Below are 21,031 nucleotides of genomic sequence, written 5' to 3' on the forward strand. Positions count from 1 at the left end.
TGAAAAATGGATTAGCGGGAAAGACGTTGCTGCCGGAGCCAGGCTACGATGATGCAGGCTGGTATGGTGACCCGGTAAGCCGGACCCGCAATGTCGGAAATCATCCACGCCGAACTGAGCGCAATGGCGACGGGACCGGAAATAACGGACAGTGCTCTGGATGCCACCACTACCGTGCCCCAAGTGGCAACGCCTCCTAGTGAGGTAATGACGCTTGCAGATAGTACGGTGGCAAGCTCCAGTGCAGCCAGCGAGGAGGTACGTATGGCTGCCTGTACTGCCATCAAAATGAGCTGAGGGGTGGGGTTGGTTAAGTCGAGTTGCATATTGCGGGAAAAGGTAGCCAGTTCTTCGGATGTCATCTGGTCCAGGCTTTTCTCCAGCACTTTCATCAGCAGGCACAACTCAATGGTCTCGGTGGTGCTTTTCAGGTTGAAGTTCACATCAAGTTTGTCGCAAACATCACCAAGGATTTCTCGATAGGTCACGCCCTGCCCCAGCCTAATCAAACTTACCAGCGTATTGGCCCCGTAACGCTGAAGTTCAGCCGCTATCAGTTGCCAGTAGCGGCGGTGTTCCGGTGCCAGCAGACGGTATTCCGGGGTGCTGGTCAGGCTCTCTGTCCAGCGGATGTCGCCGTCACGAGGGTCAGTGGTCAGAATAGAAACCAGTAGTTGCAGCTCTTCATTGCTGCACTGGCCCAGCAGGTTTAAATCGGGGTCGTTACGGTAGACAGCCATTAATCTTCCTCAGTCAGTGTGGTGAGAGTTCACACTTTAAGGGGGGCTGTGGCACGGATATGTCTTCTGAAATGGTGAGTTTTTACGCGGATGGAGTTGAATGCGACACTGAGTGTCATAGTCCCGTGACAACTACGACTAAAACATACACACTGAGATCGGAAGCTACCGTCATACATTATGATGATATATATCTGATTTTATAATGAATTATTGCATTTGCTCGAACAAAGACTGTATAGCCAGATCCATCAGTTCTGATTGGCCCATACTGTGTTTTTTTGATAATTCCTTAAGCATCCTGATGCTTTCTTTGCTCAAGCCGAGAAGTTCGGCAGTCTGTTTTTTATCCGTCTCTTTTCTTTTTTCACGTACCTTCTTTTGTGACCAAGCTTTAGTCAACGAAGTGACTAACTCTTTAAAATTGTCTTCTCTTGTAAGCATATAAAGCTGTGTGATTAATGCATATTTACTCTCACTCTCCGTGAGAGGTTCTAAATCAGCCAGGAACATATTTTTTTTCTTTAAGTAACGAACTGAAAAAGAAACCGACTCTTTGCTTTTCATCAAAGAGGTGACATTGACCTCATGCCTGCATATCTCTTTATCTCTCTTGTAGTTACAGGATAAATGTGAAATCAGAAGATTTATTTCAGTATTTTTAAATGGCAACAAACTTAATAAGGTAAAAATGGATTTATAACGTTCTTTATGTCCGCCTACGACTCTGGGCAAACAAAATGTATCAAAGACGCATTGAGCTTGCTGCTTACTCCCCACATCACTGTAGAGATGTATATTATCCGCTCTGAGCAGTTTAAACACACCTTTCCATTCGAGTTGCATCAGATTCCACCAGAAATAGTGGCATGCCTCGATATCATTTTTAAGCCATACAATACAACCATCGGAGAAAGCGTCACTTTCTACATCTTTTACAAGTTTATTTATCTTATCAAAAGGAGATTTTATTTTATCAGAAGCGACATCCGAGCAAATAAAATCTATTAATGCCGGGGCATTATTGGCTATCTGTGAGAAATTTGAGTTTGCTATCGTTATATTTAGCGATATTAATATGCGCCTGAGCATAGACAATGGAAAGGTTGAAAGATATTCCCTTATCAGCATTGGTTCATCTCCTGCCAATTCCTGAGCAGATTTGATTCTCATCCTTTTTATACGCTCATCACTCATGTCCAGTTCCTTCTCTCAAGCCTCCTTTTAAGATAACTTAAGCCAAGGTGTTAATGAAGATTTTTCGTGTTAAAAATGATGCCTGATAGCGGAAAAAACAAGGAAAAAACGTTCCATTCATAGCACAAAACCCCTTTAAATACTGAGCTGATGGCACTTTAATAGCATAGTCAATCAACTTCCCCATACAACGTTAACTCCAGAGTGACTGGAGGACCAGCCAGGAGCAGGTTGATGGTGCATGGCCACCGGATGTACACACTTTACATCGAACAAACTGTCGGATTGGTAATATATACCTGACACACCCTTTCTCTCTGTTACGCTTAAACCTATGGGTTACCTTCATAACCCTTTTGTAATCAGAAATGATTTAATCAAGATAGGTTGAAACATCAAATCTCAGTTTTAATTATCTGAAGGATTATTTTTAAGAGTATTTTTTTACAGCTCCAGTCATTGATGTGAAAAACAAACCACTGGAGATTTCCATAATGAATTACACCTCTAATCCTTTCTGGCAACAACGTATTACCGACACCTTACAGAACGCCCTTAAGGCTTATCCGCGAGTATTAATGCTGAGGGTTGATCTACGACTACCCAATGTACCAGCAGCTACAGATGCTGCTGTCATCTCCCGATTTATAGACTCTCTGAAAGTAAAGATTGCAGTGTATCTGCTTCGTAAACACCGCGAGGGCAACCGAAAACGCATGACCGACCTGCGTTATATATGGGCAAAGGAATATGGAGAACGCAACGGTAAAAAGCACTATCACATGGTGTTGTTGCTTAATCGCGAAGTCTGGTGTTCCGCAGGCAACTATAACGACCCGGCTTCACTGGCAGGATTAATCAAACAGGCGTGGTGTAGCGCCTTACGGGTGGGTACTCAGGAGTATGCAACGCTGGCACACTTTCCGGAAAGCCCGGTGTACTGGATTAACCGAGGGAATAACGAGCAACTACAGGAGGCATTATTACGGGCTTCATATCTTGCAAAGGACCATACCAAGGTTACTGGTGATGGCGAGCGTAATTTTGGATGCAGCCAGCGCTGATATCCCCTCAAGATTCGCCCCAGCCTATCGTTGCCGATAAGGCGCTCAGGTATTTTTTTACTGGCAATCCCTATCCTCTGAAGGAGTACTGGTGTGCAATAGAACTCAACCACGCCGGACTCCTCCCATCATTAATTTTCAGAGGGAGAGATTCCATGGCTACTACCAATAACCCAGTCCTTTGCGCTGAAGACCCGCTTATCGATATGAGCTTTATCACGACGTATACCGGTATGACAGATAAGTGGTTCTACAAACTGATTGGAGACGGTCTGTTCCCGAAACCCATCAAGCTGGGGCGCAGTTCCCGCTGGCGAAAAAGTGAGGTGGAGAGCTGGATGCAGCAACGTATCGAGGATTCACGGGGGAACTGTCTGCGATGAAAAGACAGTACACAGCGAAATGTATGTCACTGATAACTCAGAAACACGAAAACCAGCCCTTAGAGAGAAAACACTTCGGACAAATCACCGGAGCTGTCCCTCCGGCTCGAATTCACTCATTACTCAAAATAATCCATGTCCAGTTTGGGCACTTTAACCAAACGAGAGGAAACGCCAACCTCGTTTTCAATCATCAAATGAACTAAACGTTCACCATCAACCAGTACCATTCCCTCAACGGAATGGGCAAAATCTCGCGCCTGAGAAGTAAAGCCGGAAGTAGTAATAAATACTCCTCGTTTGGCCTTCTGTCCGGCCAGCGCACCATAGAACGCCTGAAGTTCAGGGCGACCAACAGTGTTCTGCCAGCGCTTAGCCTGCACGTAAACTTTTTCCAGCCCCAATTTATCAAGTGAAATAATTCCGTCGATACCACCATCTCCAGTACCACCTACGCGCTGAAGATCATCCCGATGTCCGCCATATCCCAGACGATGAAGAACATCCAGGACGATAACCTCAAAACGCGCTGGGGATACCTGCAACAAGTTTTCCAGTAACTCATCAGCAACAGCATCCCGTAGCTCTTTTAACGCTTGATCAAGACGATCGTCAGGGCTGCTTTTTGCCAGCTCTTCCTGGTTCGGTGCAGCTGGTCTTGGATCAAGATCGACAGCATCTGGCTGCTGTTTTAATTTCACGTTCATGAAATCAAAGGCCAGGTGGTTCACTTCCTTTTCGGCGAGTGGCTGGGGGTGAGCCTGTACCCATTTAACCCCGTCGGGCGTTAAGCACCATTTTCCTCTGGATAAACTTTGCGATAATCCAGCTCGCTTCAGACGGTCATGTGCCCAGCCCGCCCGATTTTTATAAACTAACTGACCGCTGGCTATTACCTCTGCTCGCTGATTATCATCAAGATTAAGAGCATCTGCCGCAGCTTCATGCGCATCACGAGCTGGTACGCCCTCAGGTTTACCTGCCAGAAAACGGAGAACTGGTTCAATAAATTTATCGTAGGTAGGAACGGCCATATATACATCCCTGATAGGGTTCTTATTAGCTCGGCTGCGTCAAACCGATCAACTAAAGTCTGTTTAGTTACTTAGCAATTGAGTGTACTTCCAACTGGCGAGGTGATGAACACATACCTCAATCATTTTACTCACCAAGCTAAAGTCTCATCTCCACATCATAAATCAGAAAATATCACCCCAGCCATCTCATCCAACCGCGTTTTGACTACTTCCCACTCGGGCATAACTTGTCCCATCAAACGGTAAAAACGCTCGCTATGGTTGTGCTCAGCTAGATGACACAGCTCATGCAAAATTACATAGTCAATGCATTCTCGGGGAGCTTTAACCAAGTTTGGGTTAAGAGTGAGCCGACCGTTAGGAGAACAACTCCCCCACTGTGTTTGCATTGTTAGAATACGCAATGGGGGAGGAGCATTTACCCACAGAGCCTGCTCGAGCATGGCTTCGAGCCGTTTGGCGAAAACATCTTTGGCACGAGTTTTATACCAATCAATAAGAAGCTGCCGGACCTTTTCAGGGCTCTTCTGACGCAAGGTAACTTCCAGCTTTCCGCGCAACATTTTTACGCGTTGTACCTCCGCAGGTTCTTCAATCACCTTCAACAAGTATTGTTTGCCAAGGTAATAATGGCTCTCGCCGCTGATATACTTACGTGGCGTAATGTATTCAATCTGTCTGCGGAAATCCCTAAGCTGCTGATAAATCCAGCGCCCACGTTTCTTTACTGCCGTCAGAACGGCCTGGTCATCAGCCTCTTCAGGTGCAGAAACAACCACACGGCAATCTGGATGCACCTTAATCAACACGCGACTTGTGGCATAGGGACGAGACTCACGGTCAAAGTTGATCCACTCGTCTCCGTAGATAAAGCTCATAGCCTGCGTTTGAGTGTGAATGGGCACAGCTTACACTCCGCTCAATCCGACACGGGTAATTTGTACAATCATCTCGACGATCCTCTTCGCCTGGCCCATTCCGCCGCCAATGGCTTTGCATTCCTTAAACATCAATGGCAGCAGCTTTTTCCTGATATCTGCTTCAATGTTCTGCGGGTTTATTGAGTTTTCGGCCACTGAGGTTTCGACTGAACGGTCCACATCAAAAGCCAGTTTTATCCATTTATCCTGAACTTGCGAATCGGTAATCGAGAAAACCTCAGGTAACATTTTCTTGAATACGCCAAAGTAAGCCTGAGCATGATGGTTGCCGGCAAATACATCTGGAATATCATTCAAGCGGCGTTCATGCACTTGCTCTTCAAACTCCCGGAAAAGCATGTATTGCTTGAGCGGATGTTCGAATAACTTCTCAGCTTCTTCAATAGCTTGCCGTAATAGCTTAGAGAACGCTTCCTGCGCATAGGGATCATCACGCAGTTCTTGCTCGATCATACGAGTAACACGCGTTTTTATGATGTCGGTTTCGTTACGGGTTTTATCTTCGCTCCACTCATCTGGCTGCGCTTGCCCCATCTTGTTTACTTCGTAAACACCATCAGGCTCCCGAACTTCTACGCCAACAACATGCTTATCGAGTAACTTTTTGACCTGCTCGGCATACTCATCATAGTCGATACGCTCACCGGCATCTTGCTGCACTAACTGGCGTAAACTGGAGAACTGCTTCACCGTCTCTTTGTAATGACGGCGATCATCTTCACTGAAGCTCTTGTCTTCAAAGAAGGTGGCTGATTGCAATGCAACTTTTAAACAACTGGCAAATTCAGTCAGTGCCTCGTAGAAGTCTTCACGTATTTTCAGGTGCACATCGACCAGTTCGCCATTTTTGTCTTCAATGCGTGGCACCAATACCTGACGCAGTTGCTCGGTATCTTGTCTGTTCTTCACACCGTCAAAAATCGCCCACAGGTTTTTATAAAGCTGCGGTAAACGTTTGTATTCGGTGCTCATCTGATTATAGAGCCCGGCGAGATCGTCAATCTCATAACCACCCTGAGTGCGGGATGCAAGTTTCTGGTACTTCTCTATGGTAGTATCCAGCTCTTTAAGAATGCCACGATAGTCTATGAGCAGACCGAATTTCTTCTTAGGGTGTAAACGGTTGACTCGTGCTATCGCCTGAATCAGGTTGTGTCCTTTGAGCTGCTTATCGATGTAAAGCACAGCGTTCTTGGGCTCATCAAAGCCGGTTAGCAGCTTATCGACCACAATCAGCAATTTTAACGAATCGTCTTTATCAAAGCGGTCTATCACATTTCTGGTGTAGGATTGTTCATCCTGTTGACCGACATTCTCTTTCCACCATTTAACAACTTCAGGTGCGGTAGATTCATCAACTTCGGTGTTACCTTCACGCGTGTCAGGGGCGCTGATCACCACCGCTGATTCAAACAGCCCGACCTCATCCAGGTATTTCTTGTACTTGATAGCAGCGGCTTTACTGTCACAAGCAAGCTGACCTTTTAATCCTTCATCGATGTTTTTCACGAAGTGGTTAGCAATATCTAATGCAATCAGACGAATACGATCGTCTGCGGTGTAGATCTGCCCTTTACTGGCATATTTGCGTTTAAGATCGGTTTTTTGCTGGTCGCTTAACCCTTCGGTGATTCGCTCAAACCAGCTATCGAGAGCTCGTTCATTCACATCCAGATCGGGAATGCGCTCTTCATAAAGTAGTGGAGTTACAGCTTTATCATCCGTTGCTCGCTGCATCGTATAAGCATGGATGATAGAACCAAATTTATTGGTCGTTTTATCATCTTTCAGCAATGGAGTACCGGTAAAAGCAACGAATGCGGCTTTCGGCAATGCCTGCATCATGCGGATATGGTTTTCACCACCTTGGCTACGGTGGCCTTCATCAATCAACACAATAATATCTGAACTGGTATTGATGCATTCAGGCTGCCTGATGGCGGTATTAAACTTCTGGATCAACGAGAAGATAATACGCTCAGTGCCCTTACCAATCTGCTCTGCCAAACGCCTGCCGGATGTCGCGATCGCCGCTGACTTATCCCTCTTCCCAGAGAGCTCTCCACTGGAGATAAAGGTACGGCTAAGCTGGTTTTCCAAATCGACGCGGTCGGTAACCACCACAATGCGGCATTGCTTTAAGCTTTCATGCAAGATCAGCGCTTTGCTCAGAAATACCATCGTCAACGATTTACCCGAACCGGTGGTATGCCAAATAACGCCACCTTCACGGCTACCATCAGGTCTTTTGGTATTGATACGCTCAATCAAGCGTTTGATACCAAACACTTGCTGATAGCGAGCAACAACCTTGCCGACCTTTTTATCAAACAGCGTATAAAAGCGAACCATATCCAGCAGACGTTCAGGCAACAATAGGCTGATTAACAGCTTATCTTGCCCGGTCACGGCCAATTCACCCGCAGCTACCAAACCCTGGTACCAATCTCTGGCCGCTACCGGCCGGTGACCAAATAGCTTATCTAGCTGTTCAGGCGGAAGTTTTTGGTTCTTGATGACGTACATTTCAGCATCAGAGAGGTCCTCTTCACGCCAGGCGGCCCAGAATTTAGCCGATGTTCCACAAGTACCATACCGACCATCATGACCATTAATCGATAACAGCAACTGGCTGTAAACAAACAAGCGCGGAATTTCATCGTGCCGCTGATTGCGCAGAGTTTGTGATATTCCTTCACCAATGGTTGGGTTTTTTTTAGCATTACCATCCGGACGTTTTGCCTCAATGACCACCAATGGAATACCGTTCACAAAACAGACGATATCAGGCCTACGGGATCCAACACCGTTAGCGCGCGTTACTGTGAACTCTTCGGTAAAGACAAAGCTGTTATTCTTTGGATGATGCCAATCGATTAAGGCAATAGTTGGGTTCGCCTTTTTACCATCGATAAACTCGGTAACGGAAATACCGTACATCAAGTGGTTATAGAGACGCTCATTGGCAGTAAGTAATCCCTGATTCAGGGCCGGGCTGTTGACTTCAGCAATAAGATTATCGATGGCTTTGTCAGAAAGGGAATACTCTTGCCCACCAAACGTAAAAGTACGCTTTGCCAGCTGCTCCCTAAGAAGGTGTGTTAACACAACCTGATCAGGTTTGCCTGCTCGGGTAGCTAGAGCCTCATCAGAAGAAAGGTAAGACCAGCCAAGGTTAGTCAGTAGCGCCAAAGCCGGCATCTTAGCGCTAAATTCTTCCTGAAATTTTGGGGCATGTTGGTTGCTCATTATACTCCCCTATCGTTTAGGCTTAATCTTCCATTGATGGAGTACGGTTGCCTATTGACAGAACTGTCTACTACATACCGAGCAATCCCAATAAGCCATAACCAAAACGACCTTAAGATTGCAGTATTCAATCTCCCTAGAAACTCAGCGCCCCCCTTTCTGACAAACCATCTGCAGACCTCTAGCGATTGAACTTTAACCAACCCCAACTTAATTATAAATATTGAGAAGGTGCTCTTCAAAAATGGGAATGTCTTTGCCATACAACTCAGCCATAGACTCTCGGTATAACTGAGGAGCCTTTGTTTCAAGCCGATACCCAACTCAAGCACTCTGCAATTTGCATTTTTATAAAATAAAAACGCCCTTATAGAGGCATGAACTACGTACTTATCAGTCACACCGCCTCCATTTTCACCCGGAGTTTGCCGGTGAGCAATTGCTGCATCAACGCTTTTTTTTCTTGTTTCAAGTAATCTAGTTTTTGTTGTAGCACATTAATAACATTATCAACCGTAGTCAGGGCAGAAGCAATTTTGTGTTGTTCATCTAAGCAAGGACATAAAAAAGTTATTTTTTCAAAGTCTGATTTTGATAATTCTAAAAATGTTGAACCAGATGATTTTCTAACTAATTCTTTAACATTGAACATGAATAGATAGTAAAGAAACTCAACAGAAAAATCGGAGTTCGGAACTAAATTTTTAAACCCCTGATTGGTCGTTATTTCTGTTGCAGAAATAGCCATTGCACCAACAGTTGCTCTTGTACAAACAAGTAATGCTCCCTTAGGAAGCATCTTTGCCGAACTATTTTTTAAACCTTTTTCTGATATTGTCTTATTTGTATTAAATACATACCGACTTTTCAAGGATGTAACGTCAGTAGGAGTTAACCAGCTAATACCCCCGTTCCAATATTCTGTCTCAGTTGTATCTGGTGTACCTCCGGAAAATATGCTTCCCATGTCACTAACTTTAACCTTACTCCATTCGCGATTAAACCCCTCAAAGCGTTTCTTCCCTGTAAGCAGTTGTTGCATAATTGCTTTCTTCTTCTGCCGGCTATTGACAAGCAGTTTCTCAGTAATTGAGATCGCTTTCTCCCAAGTAGACAATATTTGAGTAATTTGTCTCTGTTCAGATAATGGAGGTAGTTTTACTTTTAATGTTTGGTAGGCACTAACATTAAGATGTTTTTGTGCCATCCCGCCCTGGAGGCTTAATACTTGTGACTTGCCAACCGAAGAATTTGTGTAAGCGCACAAATATTCAGGAAGCACCTTATCCTTCTTAGGCCTAGCTATAACAATATCTATTGCATTTGCCCCTTCAAATTCTGGAGTAACGACGCAAGCTGTACCGGGATACCCTGTCCTTACAATTAAAACATCGCCTGTTTTAAGTTGACTCTTCTTATTCGCCAAGTGCCCTTCTTGAGAAAAATAGACCCAATCAGAGTCATTAATAAACCCTTCTCTCACATTTGCTGATCTAAATGCTTTTATTCCCACACTTTCATCAACGTAATACTGAGAAGGTTTAATAACGACGCCAACAGAAATAGACTCACAAATTCTATTAGCATCTACTAGACTCCATCCCTCAGGCACCATAACCCAACTCCTTTAAATATAAAGCCATTTGGTCCTCTAATGCAGCCAGCTGTCCTTTAAGTTGCTCGCGTTCAGCATGTATAATCATCAGATCAATTTGCTCTTCTTCTTCAAAGGTATCGACATAACGGGAGATATTTAAGTTATAGTCGTTGTTGCGGATCTCTTGCAGGTTGGCAATATGAGCATATTTATCAATGTTATCACCATTTTGATAAGCTTTAACAACGTCACGAATATTCTCATCAGTGAGCTGGTTTTGGTTCTTACCCGGTTTAAACTCACGACTGGCATCGATGAACAACACGTTATCGTCCACTTTCTGCTTTTTAAAGATCAGAATCGCAGCTGGAATACCTGTGCCGTAAAACAGTTTTTCAGGTAATCCGATCACCGCATCAAGCAAGTTTTCTTCAATCAACTTCTGTCGGATTTTGCCTTCGCTAGAACCGCGAAACAGCACGCCATGAGGGACCACAACGCCCATGCGCCCAGTTTTAGGCTTCATGGTTTCGATCATATGCAGAATAAATGCGTAATCACCCTTTGTTTTTGGCGGCAAACCACGACGAAAACGACCAAACTTATCGTTTTCTACGTCATCATGTCCCCACTTATCTAAAGAGAAAGGTGGGTTGGCGGTAACCACATCAAACAGCATTAAATCGCCATTTTTATCCAGCAGCTTGGGATTACGAATAGTATCGCCCCATTCTATTTTGTGGTTATCCTCACCATGCAAAAACATATTCATTTTCGCTAGCGACCAAGTTGAACCGATGGCTTCTTGGCCATAGAGTTCATACTGTTTGGAGCCATGATGCTGCACTACCTTACGACCACATTTCATCAGTAAGGACGCAGAACCGCACGCGGGATCGCAAATAGTATCTCCCGGTTGTGGATCTAAGAGTTCAGCCATAAGCTCAGACACTTCCGGTGGGGTATAGTACTCACCCGCCTTCTGACCACTGTTTGCAGCAAACTTTCCGATCAAGTATTCATACGCATTACCGATTACGTCCAGCCCGCCCACGCGACTAGGCTTAAGGTTCAGCTCTGGGTTAGCGAACTCCACTAACAGGTCTTTGAGGATCCCGTTCTTTTGCTTCTCTTCACCTAGTTTATCTGTGTTAAAAGAGATATCTTGGAAAACACTTTTCCCTGCATCTTTCAGCTTAGTACCATTGGCTTCTTCAATCGCGTGAAGGGCCTCGTCGATACGCTCGCCGTTACCAGGTTCATTACGACGCTCGTAAAGCGCATAAAAACTGGCCTCTTTAGGCAGAACGAATCGTTCATTCTTCATCATTTCTTCGATCAGTTCCGGCTCTTCACCATACTCTTTTTTGTATCCATCGTAGTGATCCTGCCACACATCAGAAATGTACTTCAGGAACAACATAGTAAGGATGAAGTCTTTATAGGTATCAGGGCTGATAGTGCCACGGAAGATATCGCACACGCCCCATAGCACCCTGTTAATACGGTCTTGATCGATTTTGTTGCTCATAATCTATTTATCCTTAAGTAATTTCTGCAAAATGCCAAGCTCAAGTTGGTGGCGATTATGTTGTAACTTACTGATAAGTTTATCTTCTTCCTGCCAGACTCGTTGAAGCTCAATAAGTTGTCGTTGCGTATGCGCAGGTGGAACTGGAACCTCCACATCTAACAATGCTGCTTTAGTAACAAGCTGGATGTTTGTACCACTGCGATTAAACATCTGTTGTGTCATCGGGTGGTTAAGTACCCAACACAGGTATTCAGGAGCTATCTCGTGCTCTTCCCTTCGAAGGGTAACGATCAGAAACTGGCTGGTAGCTACCACTGGGATGTCACTGCTATAGACAACCGCGACGTTCCGGTTCCCCCTGGCGGCAACGACGATCTCACCTTGTTTGAGGAAAGGTGGTTCAACACGTTGCTCCCAACTAATCGCCGGTAAAGCTTCAGAATCTCTCTGCCAATCCAGCTCAAGGTCCTTAATTTGTAATATGCGTACATCCCCATCAGACACCGGTTCGACAGCCCCCCGGAAGGTATAGCCTGAGCGAATATCAGCCAAATCACCTATCTTGTATAACTTTGTTGGCATAATGGCCTCAGTTAAGTGCATCATCACTGATGGACTAATCTTAAAGAGGATAAAAAGGGCTTAGCTATGAGCTCATGAAGCCCTTATTTTGATAATCCACGCCTGCATAACTTTATATGTGAAGCGAGAGTTATATTACCAAAACCAGAACAGCCCAATGAATTTACGCAGCAACTTAGTGAGAGATAGTGAACCTTGTAAAGTCATAACGTTAGCATCAGTCGCTGCCGGGTTTACTTCTGTTGTTACGCTAAGTGTAATAATCTGCTTTTGCAAATCGTAAGAAACTTGATAAAATGCCATGGATTCGATCTCCTATCCTGGTTTAGACGCTTCGGGTTTGAGGTTCGCGAAAGGCTGGAACCAATCGCACAAATCACTCTCTTCTGTACGACCGCTACTGTAATAAAAGTGAGTTGATGCACTTATATTTGCTCAGGCTGATATCAAAGTCAATAAGTATTTTATGTGCAGTAGCTTCTCTACAGAAGAGCGTTACCCCCCGAAGAAGCAGTGATCGTTAATGGCTTAATTATTAATTATTCTAATATACTGTTTTAATTGAGTATTTAACTGTTCCTTATGTTTTAAAATCAAATGCACTGACTCCTTTCTCCCGATTTGCATCAAGATAATCCGCCCACCACTGCAGCATCAATCTACGCTCGTCCAAATGCTCCGCCTTATGAATATACGCAGCTCGAACAGAGTTACGCTCCATATGGCTCATCTGCCGTTCAACCGCATCCCTAGACCATAATCCTGACTCAATCAGCGAACTACAGGCCATTGTCCTGAAACCATGCCCACAAACCTCTACTTTTGTGTCATAACCCATAACACGAAGTGCCTTGTTCACCGTGTTTTCACTCATCGGTTTACGAGGGTTGTGATCTCCAACGAAAACAAAATCGCGCCCGCCGCTAAGCTTGTGAACCTGTTTGAGGATTGCTAAAGCCTGATGAGATAATGGCACCAAATGAGGTGTGCGCATCTTTGAACCCCGGTGTGAGTGCTTTACCCCTTCGATAGCTTTTCGTTCAGCCGGTATCGTCCACATTGCCGTTTCAAAATCTATTTCAGACCAACGAGCAAAGCGCAATTCGCTAGAGCGAATGAATATCAACAAGGTGAGTTCAACGGCCAGGCGGGTCAACAAGCGTCCCGTGTAACAGTCAATTCGGTGGAGTAGTTCAGGTAGGCGTTTCAGCTCAAGTGCAGGTCGATGGATACGGTTGCTGGAAGCAACTGCCCCAGCCATCTCTTGAGCCGGGTTGTAATCAATCAAGCCACTTTGAACGGCATACCTCATTATGGCAGTTGTCCGTTGCTGAAGACGAGAAGCTACTTCAAAACGGCCTGTAGCTTCTACAACTTTGATAGGAGCAAGCAGATCGCGAGTTCTCAGCTCCTCAATACTACGTTTGCCAATTGCACGGAACAGATTATCTTCCAGACTTTTAAGCACCCGTCGGCTATGGTCTTCCGACCATTTCTTATTAGCGCCATGCCACTCTCTGGCAACTGACTCAAAGGTAATATCTTCTTTCGCCAGTTCTTCTTTCACAGCACGTTTGTGTTCGCGAGGATCGATTCCAGCAGCAACAAGCCTTCTGGCCTCTTCCCTTTTTTGACGAGCATCAGCCAGTGACGTTTCAGGATAAACACCAAACGCCATCAAGTGTTGCTTGCCACCGAAGCGAAAGCGGAACCGCCAGTATTTTGAGCCGTTGGGGTGAATCAGCAAAAACATGCCATCCCCATCAACTAGGGTGTACTCCTTTTCCTGCGGTTTTGCAGAACGCACTTTGATATCTGTCAGAGCCATAAAAGTTCTCCTTCCATGTGCCGCTGTGAGTATACAACCATTATCGAACCAGCATATATACTCGGTTCTATACTCACAAGCGACTTGATGTGGGTTGACTCAGATTGACTACTGTTGAAAGGAAAATCGCGGAAAGCCTTGTATGACGGGGATTTCAGACACAAAAAAAGACGTCCGTTGACGTCTATTGATGTTCCGATGGTGCCGAAGGCCGGACTCGAACCGGCACGTATTTCTACGGTTGATTTTGAATCAACTGCGTCTACCGATTTCGCCACTTCGGCACTGAAGGGGATGCGGAAACGTTCTGGATTATACCTGTCGTCGGCGGTCATGCAAGCGACAGCGTGTCGTCATCGCGCTAAGTGTTGAAAAAAACAGCGCTATCCTGCGCGGCGTCACCTTTTGCCGCTATTCCAGGGCGCCAATAACATCAGCCATCACCACTGCCCCCTCCCGCAAACCCAGCTCCACCTGCCAGCCACTCCCCTTTCCCCCTTTATCCCCCAAACCCCACTCAAAATCATCTCAAATTGTTCTCACATCACTCTCACCCGCATACCTCAACACAACCCAACGCTCCCCACTCATCCCCAATATCCACTCCTCAAATATTCCCCCCAACCCCACCCACCATCATTCCCATATATTCCAGAAAGTTTTAGCCAATGCTTTTTTGTTATTCACCCACTCCGCAGCCAAATATTAATTTCATCAATATTTTTATAACTTTACATTAATGAAAAGTTTTCTTTTTGCCGTTTATTCCAGGATTTTCCTCAGGCGTGAAGGGTTCCGGTAAACACTATTTTTACTAGTCGCTGTACGAGTCTTGATGGACATATTCACTCGATGAATTAACTCAGGAGAATACTTGTGACGACGTTAAAACCTTTGCTGGCCCGCAACCGCAGCTGGGCGCTGCAGAAGTGTCAGCATGACCCGGACTATTTCGAAAAATGGGTCGACGGGCAGCGGCCCCACTCGCTGTGGATCGGCTGCTCCGACAGCCGCGTGCCCGCCGAGGTGCTCACCGGCAGCCAGCCCGGCGAGCTCTTTGTCCACCGCAATATCGCCAACATGCTCGACCCCGCCGACGACAACGTCATGAGCGTCCTGCAGTATGCCCTCCACTACCTTGAGGTGGAGCGGGTGGTGCTTTGCGGCCACTACGGCTGCGGCGGTGTGCAGGCGGCGCTCTCCCTGCCCACCCTGCCGCTGGCGCAGGAGTCCTCGGCGCTGGCTCGCCGCATCGGCCAGCTGCGCCACACCCTGCATCACGAAATGGCGCAGATCGCCGATGACTGTTGTGTTGCGGCCTCCCCCGGCGCCGGCGCCAGCACCGACGCGGAGCCCTCTCGCCATGCGCTGGACGCCCTGGTGGAAGCCAACGTTCGCGCCCAGTTCGCCCGTCTGCTGGAGAGTGAGCCGGTGCAGACGGTGCTCGCCAGCGGGCGGCCGCTCAGCCTGCACGGCTGCGTCTACGATCTGGCTTCCGGCCATTTAACCACCCTCGTCGAACACCTCTCACCGCAGGAGCACGCCCCATGAACACGCTTCGTCAGGACTCTCTCGCCGGCATCGTCGTCTTCCTTGTCGCCCTGCCGCTGTGCCTCGGCATCGCCCAGGCCAGCGGCTTACCGCCCTTCGTCGGCCTGCTGACCGGCATCATCGGCGGCCTGGTCGTCACCGCCCTCAGCCCCTCCCGCTTCGCCGTCAGCGGCCCCGCCGCCGGACTGGTCACCATCGTCGTCGCCGCCATTGAATCCCTGGGTTCCTTCTCCGTCTTCCTGATGGCGCTGGTGCTGGCCGGCGTGCTGCAGTTGCTGTTCGGCATTCTGCGGGCCGGGCGCTTTATCTCCCTCGTTCCCGCCAGCGTCATCAAAGGCATGCTGGCGGCGATCGGCATCCTGCTGATTATGCAGCAGATCCCCGTCGCGCTCGGCACGGCGGAAGAGACCGGGCTTGCCGAAGTGGTTCAGGGCAATGCCGCTTTCTCCATCAAGGCGATTGCTGTCGCCGCGGGCGGTCTGCTGGTGCTCTGGCTGTGGGGCTCGCCGCTTATCCGCCGGGTGAAGAGCCTGCGCTGGATCCCCGGGCCGCTGATCGCCGTCCTGCTCGGCTGCGTGACCACCCTGCTGCTGACCCATTTTGCGCCGCAGCAGCTGGCCGCTCTGCCGCGTATTACCCTGCCGGCGTTCGGCAGCCTCGGCGATCTGCTGGGCGAGCTGGAGTCTCCCGCATGGAGCGCGTGGCGCAATCCGTCGGTGTGGGTGGTGGCGGTGACCCTGGCGCTGGTCGCCAGCCTCGAAACCCTGCTCAGCCAGGAGGCGCTGAAAAAGCTGCGCCCGCAAAATCCGCCGCCTTCGCCGAACCGCGAAATGGTCGCCCAGGGCGTCGGCAATCTGCTCTCCGGCGTGCTGGGGGCGATGCCGATCACCGCGGTGATCGTCCGCAGCTCGGTGAACGTCAGCAATGGCGCGCAGAGCAAACTGTCGATCTTTATCCACGGCGTCCTGCTGCTGATCTGCGGCCTGTGGTTCAGCGGCCTGCTGACCCTGATCCCGCTCGCCAGCCTCGCCGCCGTGCTGCTGTATACCGGCTATAAGCTGGCGACGCCGCGGCTGTTCATCGAGCAGTTCCGCCAGGGGGCGGCGCAGTACGTTCCGTTCCTCGCCACCATCGGCGGGATTATTGCCTTCGGCATGCTGGCGGGGATTGGGATTGGTCTTGCCACCCAGATGGCTTTCAGCCTCTGGCGCAGCCATCGCCACTCGCTGCAGCTGGCGCGCTACGATGACCACTACGTGCTGCGCATCCAGCAGAATCTGACCTTTATGCACAATCCGCATCTGCTGGCCCTGCTGGCGAAGATTCCGGAAAAGAGCGTGGTGATCGTCGAGCACGACAGCGTCGGCTACCTCGACCCGGACGTGCAGGCAGTGCTGGATGATTTTGCCGAGAACGCCCCTCAGCGCGGCATCCGCCTTAACCAGTGGCCGCTGGCCAGCCGCTGACCTTAACGGGCGGCTGGTCCGCCCGCTTCGCGACCCCTCCGATTGCCAAGCGCCGGGGAATACCATGCTCTACACTTTCTGGGTTATCACGCCAACCCCAAGGAAATGAACATGAGCATCATTAAAAGCTACGCCGCCAAAGAAGCGGGCGCCGATCTGTCGCTGTGGGAATACGATGCCGGCGAGCTGCAGCCGGAAGATGTCGAAGTTGAAGTGGAATACTGCGGGATCTGCCATTCGGACCTGTCGATGATCGACAACGAATGGGGAATGTCGAGCTACCCGCTGGTAGCCGGTCACGAGGTGATTGGCCGGGTGGCGGCGCTGGGCAGCGCGGCGCAGGATAAAGGGCTGAAGATTGGCCAGAAGGTCGGCATCGGCTGGACGGCGCGCAGCTGCGGCCATTGCGACGCCTGCATCAGCGGCAACCAGATCAACTGTCTGGAAGGCTCGGTGCCGACCATTCTCAACCGCGGCGGCTTCGCCAATAAGCTGCGCGCCGACTGGCAGTGGGTGATCCCCCTGCCGGAGAGCATCGATCTGGCGTCCGCCGGCCCGATGCTGTGCGGCGGCATCACCGTCTTTAAACCGCTGCTGACCCACCACGTCACCGCCACCAGCCGCGTCGGCGTGATCGGCATCGGCGGCCTCGGCCATATCGCCATTAAACTGCTGCGGGCGATGGGCGCGGAAGTGACCGCCTTCAGCTCCAACTCGGCGAAAGAGCAGGAAGTGCTGGCGATGGGTGCCGATCGCGTGGTCAACAGCCGCGATCCTGAAGCCTTAAAAGCGCTGGCCGGTCAGTTCGACCTGATCATCAACACCGTGGCGGTGGATCTCGACTGGCAGCCGTACTTCCAGGCGCTGGCTTACGGCGGCAACTTCCACACCGTCGGCGCGGTGATGAAGCCTTTCCCGGTACCGGCCTTTACCCTGATCGGCGGCGACCGCAGCATCTCCGGCTCGGCGACCGGTAATCCGTCCGAACTGCGTAAGCTGATGAAATTCGCCGGGCGCAGCAAAGTGGCCCCGACCACCGAGCTGTTCCCGATGTCGCAAATTAACGAAGCGCTGAAGCACGTTCGCGAAGGCAAAGCCCGCTACCGCGCGGTGCTGAAAGCCGACTTCTGATGGTTCTCTCCCGCCGGGCGGCCCGCTCGCCCGGCGTTTTCCCCGTCGCTTCATCAAACCGTCATCTCCCCGCCATGCCTCTGTAGTCATTGCTTCCCACAATCCGGGCTTCGATAAATGGCTGAACGAGATGCGCGTCACCATGAGAAAGACCTGGCTTCCCTGGCTGATCCTGTCGCCTTCCCTGCTGTTTTTACTGCTGTTTACCTGGTTCCCGCTGGGGCGTTCGGTGTATGACAGCCTGTTTGATACCCGCATGGCCAGCGACGGCGCGCAGTACGTCGGGCTGGATAACTTCGCCCGCCTGTTTGCCGATAACGTCTTCTGGCAGTCGCTGGGCAATAACCTGCTCTATATCCTGCTGACGGTAGTGCCCGGGGTGACCCTCGCCCTGCTGCTGGCGGTCGCCCTGAGCGAGAACCATCGCGTCAACCGCTGGCTGCGCACCGCCTTCTTCTTCCCGATGATTATCCCGATGGTCAGCGCCGCCGCGCTGTGGCTGTTTATCTTTATGCCCGGCCTCGGCCTGCTCGACCACTATCTGGCGAAGCTGTTCGGGCCGATGAACAACAACTGGCTGGGGCGCAGCAACAGCGCGCTGCTGGCCCTGGCGCTGATCGGCGTATGGAAGTTCGCCGGCTACTACATGCTGTTTTTCCTCGCCGGGCTGCAGAGCATTCCGGCCTCGACGCGGGAAGCGGCGCTGATGGAGGGGGCCAGCCGCACGCAGGTCTTTTTTAAGGTCACGTTACCGCTGCTGCGCCCGACGCTAAGCTTTGTGATCACCACCGCGCTGATCTACTCCATCACCCAGATCGACCACGTGGCGGTGATGACCCGCGGCGGGCCGGACAACGCCACCACCGTGCTGCTCTATTACATCCAGAATCTCGCCTGGGATACCCACGACCTCGGCAAAGCCTCCGCCGCCACCTTCCTGACCCTGGCCGGGCTGTTCGCCTTCTCGCTGATTAACCTGAAACTGCTGGAGAAAGGAGCCCACTATGAGCGCTGAAATCTCGCCGCTGTTGGTCCGCACGCCCGCCGCCGCCCGTCCGCTGTGGCTGCGCCTGCGCCGCTCGTCGCCCTTTACGCTGACAGTATTAATGTGCTGCCTGGCGCTGCTGTGGATCAGCCCATTTATCTGGATGCTGGCGACCTCGTTCAGCGCTACCACCTTCGGGGAAGATATGGCCTCGCTGCTGCCCCGCCTGCCGCTGACCCTCGATAACTTCCGCGACGCCTGGAACAGCGCCGACTGGCTGAGCCTGTACGCCAACACCCTTATCTTCACCTTCGGCACCTTCTTCGTGCAGCTGTTGACCATCACCACCGCCGGGTACGTCTTCGCCTGCCACGAGTTTCGCGGCAAGCAGACGCTGTTTCTCCTGTTCCTGGTGCAGCTGATGATCATGCCGGTAGTGATGATGGTGCCGAACATGCTGACCCTGAAAACCTTCGGCCTGCTCAACACCCTCACCGGGGTGATGATGCCCTACTTCACCTCGGCGTTCGGCGTGTTCCTGATGCGTCAGGCGTTCCTCGCCATCCCGAAAGAGCTGGAGGAGGCGGCGCTGATGGAGGGCTGCCGCTGGTGGCAGGTGCTGTTCCGCGTGCTGCTGCCAATGTCCTGGCCGTCGGTGCTGGCCTTCGCCACCGTCAGCATTACCTACCACTGGAACGAGTACCTGTGGCCGCTGATGATGCTCAACGATCCCGATAAGCAGGTGCTGACGGTTGGGCTGGTCTCTTTCGCCATGGGCGCTGAATCCGGCGGCCAGTGGGGCACCATCGGCGCCGGGACGCTGATGGTCTGCCTGCCGCTGATGCTGGCGTTCATCCTTTTCCAGAAACAGTTCCTGCGAAGCTTCGGCTTCTCCGGGATCAAATAAGGAGTTATTCATGCTGTTAGCGCACATTTCCGATACCCATTTCCGCAGTCGTGGCGAGAAGCTGTATGGCTTTATCGACGTCAATGCCGCCAATGCTGATGTGGTTTCTCAACTTAACGCGCTGCGCGAACGCCCGGATGCGGTGGTGGTGAGCGGCGATATCGTCAACTGCGGCCGTCCGGAGGAGTATCAGGTCGCCCGCCAGATCCTCGGCAGCCTGAACTATCCGCTGTATCTGATCCCCGGCAACCACGACGACAAAGCCCATTTTCTGGAGCATCTTCACCCGCTGTGCCCGCAGCTGGGCAACGATCCGCAAAATATGCGCTATGTGGTGGATGACTTCGCCACCCGCCTGCTGTTTATCGACTCCAGTCATGCCGGCACGTCAAAAGGCTGGCTGACCGACGAGACCATCAGCTGGCTGGAGGCGCAACTGTTCGAGGGCGGCGACAAACCGGCAACGATCTTTATGCACCACCCGCCGCTGCCGCTGGGCAATGCGCAGATGGACCCGATCGCCTGCGAAAACGGCCACCGTCTGCTGGCGCTGGTGGAGCGTTTCCCGTCGCTGACGCGCATCTTCTGCGGCCATAACCACAGCCTGACCATGACCCAGTATCGCCAGGCGCTGATCTCCACCATTCCCGGCACCGTTCATCAGGTGCCGTACTGCCACGAAGACACCCGGCCCTATTACGACCTCTCTCCGGCCTCGTGCCTGATGCACCGTCAGGTCGGTGAGCAGTGGGTGAGCTACCAGCACTCGCTGGCCCACTACGCCGGGCCGTGGCTGTACGACGAAAACATCAGTTGCCCAACGGAAGAGCGCTAACCGC

18 protein-coding genes and 1 tRNA gene are annotated in these 21,031 nt (G+C 50.4%); 8 read left to right on the forward strand and 11 right to left on the reverse strand.

Translation table 11 applies throughout. The annotated features are described in order from the left end of the window. Nucleotides 1-11: 11 nt before the first annotated feature. Nucleotides 12-740: a DUF3944 domain-containing protein gene (locus tag CW267_RS05280; protein WP_057068562.1), complete on the reverse strand. Its 729-nt coding sequence runs from the start codon at nt 738-740 to the stop codon at nt 12-14. 210 nt (nt 741-950) lie between these two features. After that, the gene (locus CW267_RS05285; protein WP_100781456.1) at nt 951-1,937 is read right to left on the reverse strand and encodes a hypothetical protein; all 987 of its coding nucleotides are present in this window, start codon (nt 1,935-1,937) and stop codon (nt 951-953) included. Between the two features lie 494 nt (nt 1,938-2,431). Between CW267_RS05285 and CW267_RS05290 the strand changes: the two genes are divergently transcribed. Together CW267_RS05290 and CW267_RS05295 are read left to right on the forward strand one after the other, a co-directional pair. After that, the gene (locus CW267_RS05290; RefSeq protein WP_057068566.1) at nt 2,432-3,001 is read left to right on the forward strand and encodes an inovirus Gp2 family protein; all 570 of its coding nucleotides are present in this window, start codon (nt 2,432-2,434) and stop codon (nt 2,999-3,001) included. A 155-nt stretch (nt 3,002-3,156) separates the two neighbouring features. Continuing rightward, a complete protein-coding gene (locus CW267_RS05295; RefSeq protein ID WP_100781470.1) occupies nt 3,157-3,384 on the forward strand; it encodes a helix-turn-helix transcriptional regulator in 228 nt (75 codons plus the stop codon). A gap of 119 nt (nt 3,385-3,503) precedes the next feature. On the opposite strand, the gene CW267_RS05300 is transcribed toward CW267_RS05295, so the two are convergent. From CW267_RS05300 to CW267_RS05340, 9 genes are all read right to left on the reverse strand, one after another. Then, the gene (locus CW267_RS05300) at nt 3,504-4,418 is read right to left on the reverse strand and encodes a restriction endonuclease (protein WP_100781455.1); all 915 of its coding nucleotides are present in this window, start codon (nt 4,416-4,418) and stop codon (nt 3,504-3,506) included. Nucleotides 4,419-4,576: 158 nt separating this feature from the next. Continuing rightward, entirely contained in the window at nt 4,577-5,299 is a 723-nt protein-coding gene (locus CW267_RS05305) for a M48 family metallopeptidase (RefSeq protein WP_100781469.1), read from the reverse strand. A gap of 30 nt (nt 5,300-5,329) precedes the next feature. Further along, nucleotides 5,330-8,611, reverse strand: a complete 3,282-nt coding sequence (locus CW267_RS05310) for a type I restriction endonuclease subunit R (RefSeq protein ID WP_100781454.1) — start codon at nt 8,609-8,611, stop codon at nt 5,330-5,332. Between the two features lie 397 nt (nt 8,612-9,008). Continuing rightward, on the reverse strand, nt 9,009-10,226 hold the full coding sequence (locus CW267_RS05320) for a restriction endonuclease subunit S (protein WP_100781452.1): 1,218 nt from the start codon (nt 10,224-10,226) through the stop codon (nt 9,009-9,011). Continuing rightward, nucleotides 10,216-11,739 (reverse strand): type I restriction-modification system subunit M, encoded by a 1,524-nt coding sequence (locus CW267_RS05325; RefSeq protein WP_100781451.1) that lies wholly within the window; start codon nt 11,737-11,739, stop codon nt 10,216-10,218. Before CW267_RS05325 ends, CW267_RS05320 begins: the two co-directional genes overlap by 11 nt. Nucleotides 11,740-11,742: 3 nt before the next feature. Then, nucleotides 11,743-12,324, reverse strand: coding sequence for a restriction endonuclease subunit S (locus CW267_RS05330; RefSeq protein ID WP_100781468.1), 582 nt, complete (start codon nt 12,322-12,324; stop codon nt 11,743-11,745). Nucleotides 12,325-12,459: 135 nt separating this feature from the next. Then, entirely contained in the window at nt 12,460-12,627 is a 168-nt protein-coding gene (locus CW267_RS30350) for a hypothetical protein (RefSeq protein WP_163361748.1), read from the reverse strand. A gap of 277 nt (nt 12,628-12,904) precedes the next feature. Then, nucleotides 12,905-14,152, reverse strand: a complete 1,248-nt coding sequence (locus tag CW267_RS05335; RefSeq protein WP_100781450.1) for a tyrosine-type recombinase/integrase — start codon at nt 14,150-14,152, stop codon at nt 12,905-12,907. Nucleotides 14,153-14,351: 199 nt separating this feature from the next. Continuing rightward, a tRNA-Leu gene (locus CW267_RS05340) sits at nt 14,352-14,436 on the reverse strand. A 592-nt stretch (nt 14,437-15,028) separates the two neighbouring features. On the opposite strand from CW267_RS05340, the gene CW267_RS05350 reads away from it, so the two are divergent. From CW267_RS05350 to CW267_RS05375, 6 genes are all read left to right on the forward strand, one after another. Beyond that, nucleotides 15,029-15,703, forward strand: coding sequence for a carbonic anhydrase (locus CW267_RS05350; protein ID WP_022064746.1), 675 nt, complete (start codon nt 15,029-15,031; stop codon nt 15,701-15,703). Next, complete coding sequence (locus CW267_RS05355; RefSeq protein WP_100781449.1) at nt 15,700-17,169, forward strand: SulP family inorganic anion transporter; 1,470 nt, start codon at nt 15,700-15,702, stop codon at nt 17,167-17,169. The genes CW267_RS05350 and CW267_RS05355 overlap by 4 nt, the downstream gene beginning before the upstream one ends. Nucleotides 17,170-17,280: 111 nt before the next feature. Further along, entirely contained in the window at nt 17,281-18,300 is a 1,020-nt protein-coding gene (gene ahr, locus CW267_RS05360) for an NADPH-dependent aldehyde reductase Ahr (protein ID WP_064171389.1), read from the forward strand. Nucleotides 18,301-18,430: 130 nt separating this feature from the next. Further along, complete coding sequence (locus CW267_RS05365) at nt 18,431-19,315, forward strand: carbohydrate ABC transporter permease (protein ID WP_165787422.1); 885 nt, start codon at nt 18,431-18,433, stop codon at nt 19,313-19,315. Next, on the forward strand, nt 19,305-20,192 hold the full coding sequence (locus CW267_RS05370; RefSeq protein WP_040152710.1) for a carbohydrate ABC transporter permease: 888 nt from the start codon (nt 19,305-19,307) through the stop codon (nt 20,190-20,192). Before CW267_RS05365 ends, CW267_RS05370 begins: the two co-directional genes overlap by 11 nt. A 10-nt stretch (nt 20,193-20,202) precedes the next feature. Next, on the forward strand, nt 20,203-21,027 hold the full coding sequence (locus CW267_RS05375) for a phosphodiesterase (RefSeq protein WP_004177645.1): 825 nt from the start codon (nt 20,203-20,205) through the stop codon (nt 21,025-21,027). Nucleotides 21,028-21,031: the final 4 nt, after the last annotated feature.

The sequence above is a fragment of the Klebsiella sp. X1-16S-Nf21 genome (genome assembly GCF_002837615.1).
GTDB lineage: Bacteria > Pseudomonadota > Gammaproteobacteria > Enterobacterales > Enterobacteriaceae > Klebsiella > Klebsiella variicola.

What these genes read in the sequence shown, in the direction of transcription:
- CW267_RS05325 (WP_100781451.1), bottom strand. Translation starts at nt 11,739, where the DNA reads ATGAGCAACAAAATCGATCAAGACCGTATTAACAGGGTGCTATGGGGC.
- CW267_RS05295 (WP_100781470.1), top strand. Translation starts at nt 3,157, where the DNA reads ATGGCTACTACCAATAACCCAGTCCTTTGCGCTGAAGACCCGCTTATC.
- ahr (WP_064171389.1), top strand. Translation starts at nt 17,281, where the DNA reads ATGAGCATCATTAAAAGCTACGCCGCCAAAGAAGCGGGCGCCGATCTG.
- CW267_RS05375 (WP_004177645.1), top strand. Translation starts at nt 20,203, where the DNA reads ATGCTGTTAGCGCACATTTCCGATACCCATTTCCGCAGTCGTGGCGAG.
- CW267_RS05365 (WP_165787422.1), top strand. Translation starts at nt 18,431, where the DNA reads ATGCGCGTCACCATGAGAAAGACCTGGCTTCCCTGGCTGATCCTGTCG.
- CW267_RS05355 (WP_100781449.1), top strand. Translation starts at nt 15,700, where the DNA reads ATGAACACGCTTCGTCAGGACTCTCTCGCCGGCATCGTCGTCTTCCTT.
- CW267_RS05280 (WP_057068562.1), bottom strand. Translation starts at nt 740, where the DNA reads ATGGCTGTCTACCGTAACGACCCCGATTTAAACCTGCTGGGCCAGTGC.
- CW267_RS05370 (WP_040152710.1), top strand. Translation starts at nt 19,305, where the DNA reads ATGAGCGCTGAAATCTCGCCGCTGTTGGTCCGCACGCCCGCCGCCGCC.
- CW267_RS05310 (WP_100781454.1), bottom strand. Translation starts at nt 8,611, where the DNA reads ATGAGCAACCAACATGCCCCAAAATTTCAGGAAGAATTTAGCGCTAAG.
- CW267_RS05300 (WP_100781455.1), bottom strand. Translation starts at nt 4,418, where the DNA reads ATGGCCGTTCCTACCTACGATAAATTTATTGAACCAGTTCTCCGTTTT.
- CW267_RS05330 (WP_100781468.1), bottom strand. Translation starts at nt 12,324, where the DNA reads ATGCCAACAAAGTTATACAAGATAGGTGATTTGGCTGATATTCGCTCA.
- CW267_RS05290 (WP_057068566.1), top strand. Translation starts at nt 2,432, where the DNA reads ATGAATTACACCTCTAATCCTTTCTGGCAACAACGTATTACCGACACC.
- CW267_RS05305 (WP_100781469.1), bottom strand. Translation starts at nt 5,299, where the DNA reads ATGAGCTTTATCTACGGAGACGAGTGGATCAACTTTGACCGTGAGTCT.
- CW267_RS30350 (WP_163361748.1), bottom strand. Translation starts at nt 12,627, where the DNA reads ATGGCATTTTATCAAGTTTCTTACGATTTGCAAAAGCAGATTATTACA.
- CW267_RS05320 (WP_100781452.1), bottom strand. Translation starts at nt 10,226, where the DNA reads ATGGTGCCTGAGGGATGGAGTCTAGTAGATGCTAATAGAATTTGTGAG.
- CW267_RS05335 (WP_100781450.1), bottom strand. Translation starts at nt 14,152, where the DNA reads ATGGCTCTGACAGATATCAAAGTGCGTTCTGCAAAACCGCAGGAAAAG.
- CW267_RS05285 (WP_100781456.1), bottom strand. Translation starts at nt 1,937, where the DNA reads ATGAGTGATGAGCGTATAAAAAGGATGAGAATCAAATCTGCTCAGGAA.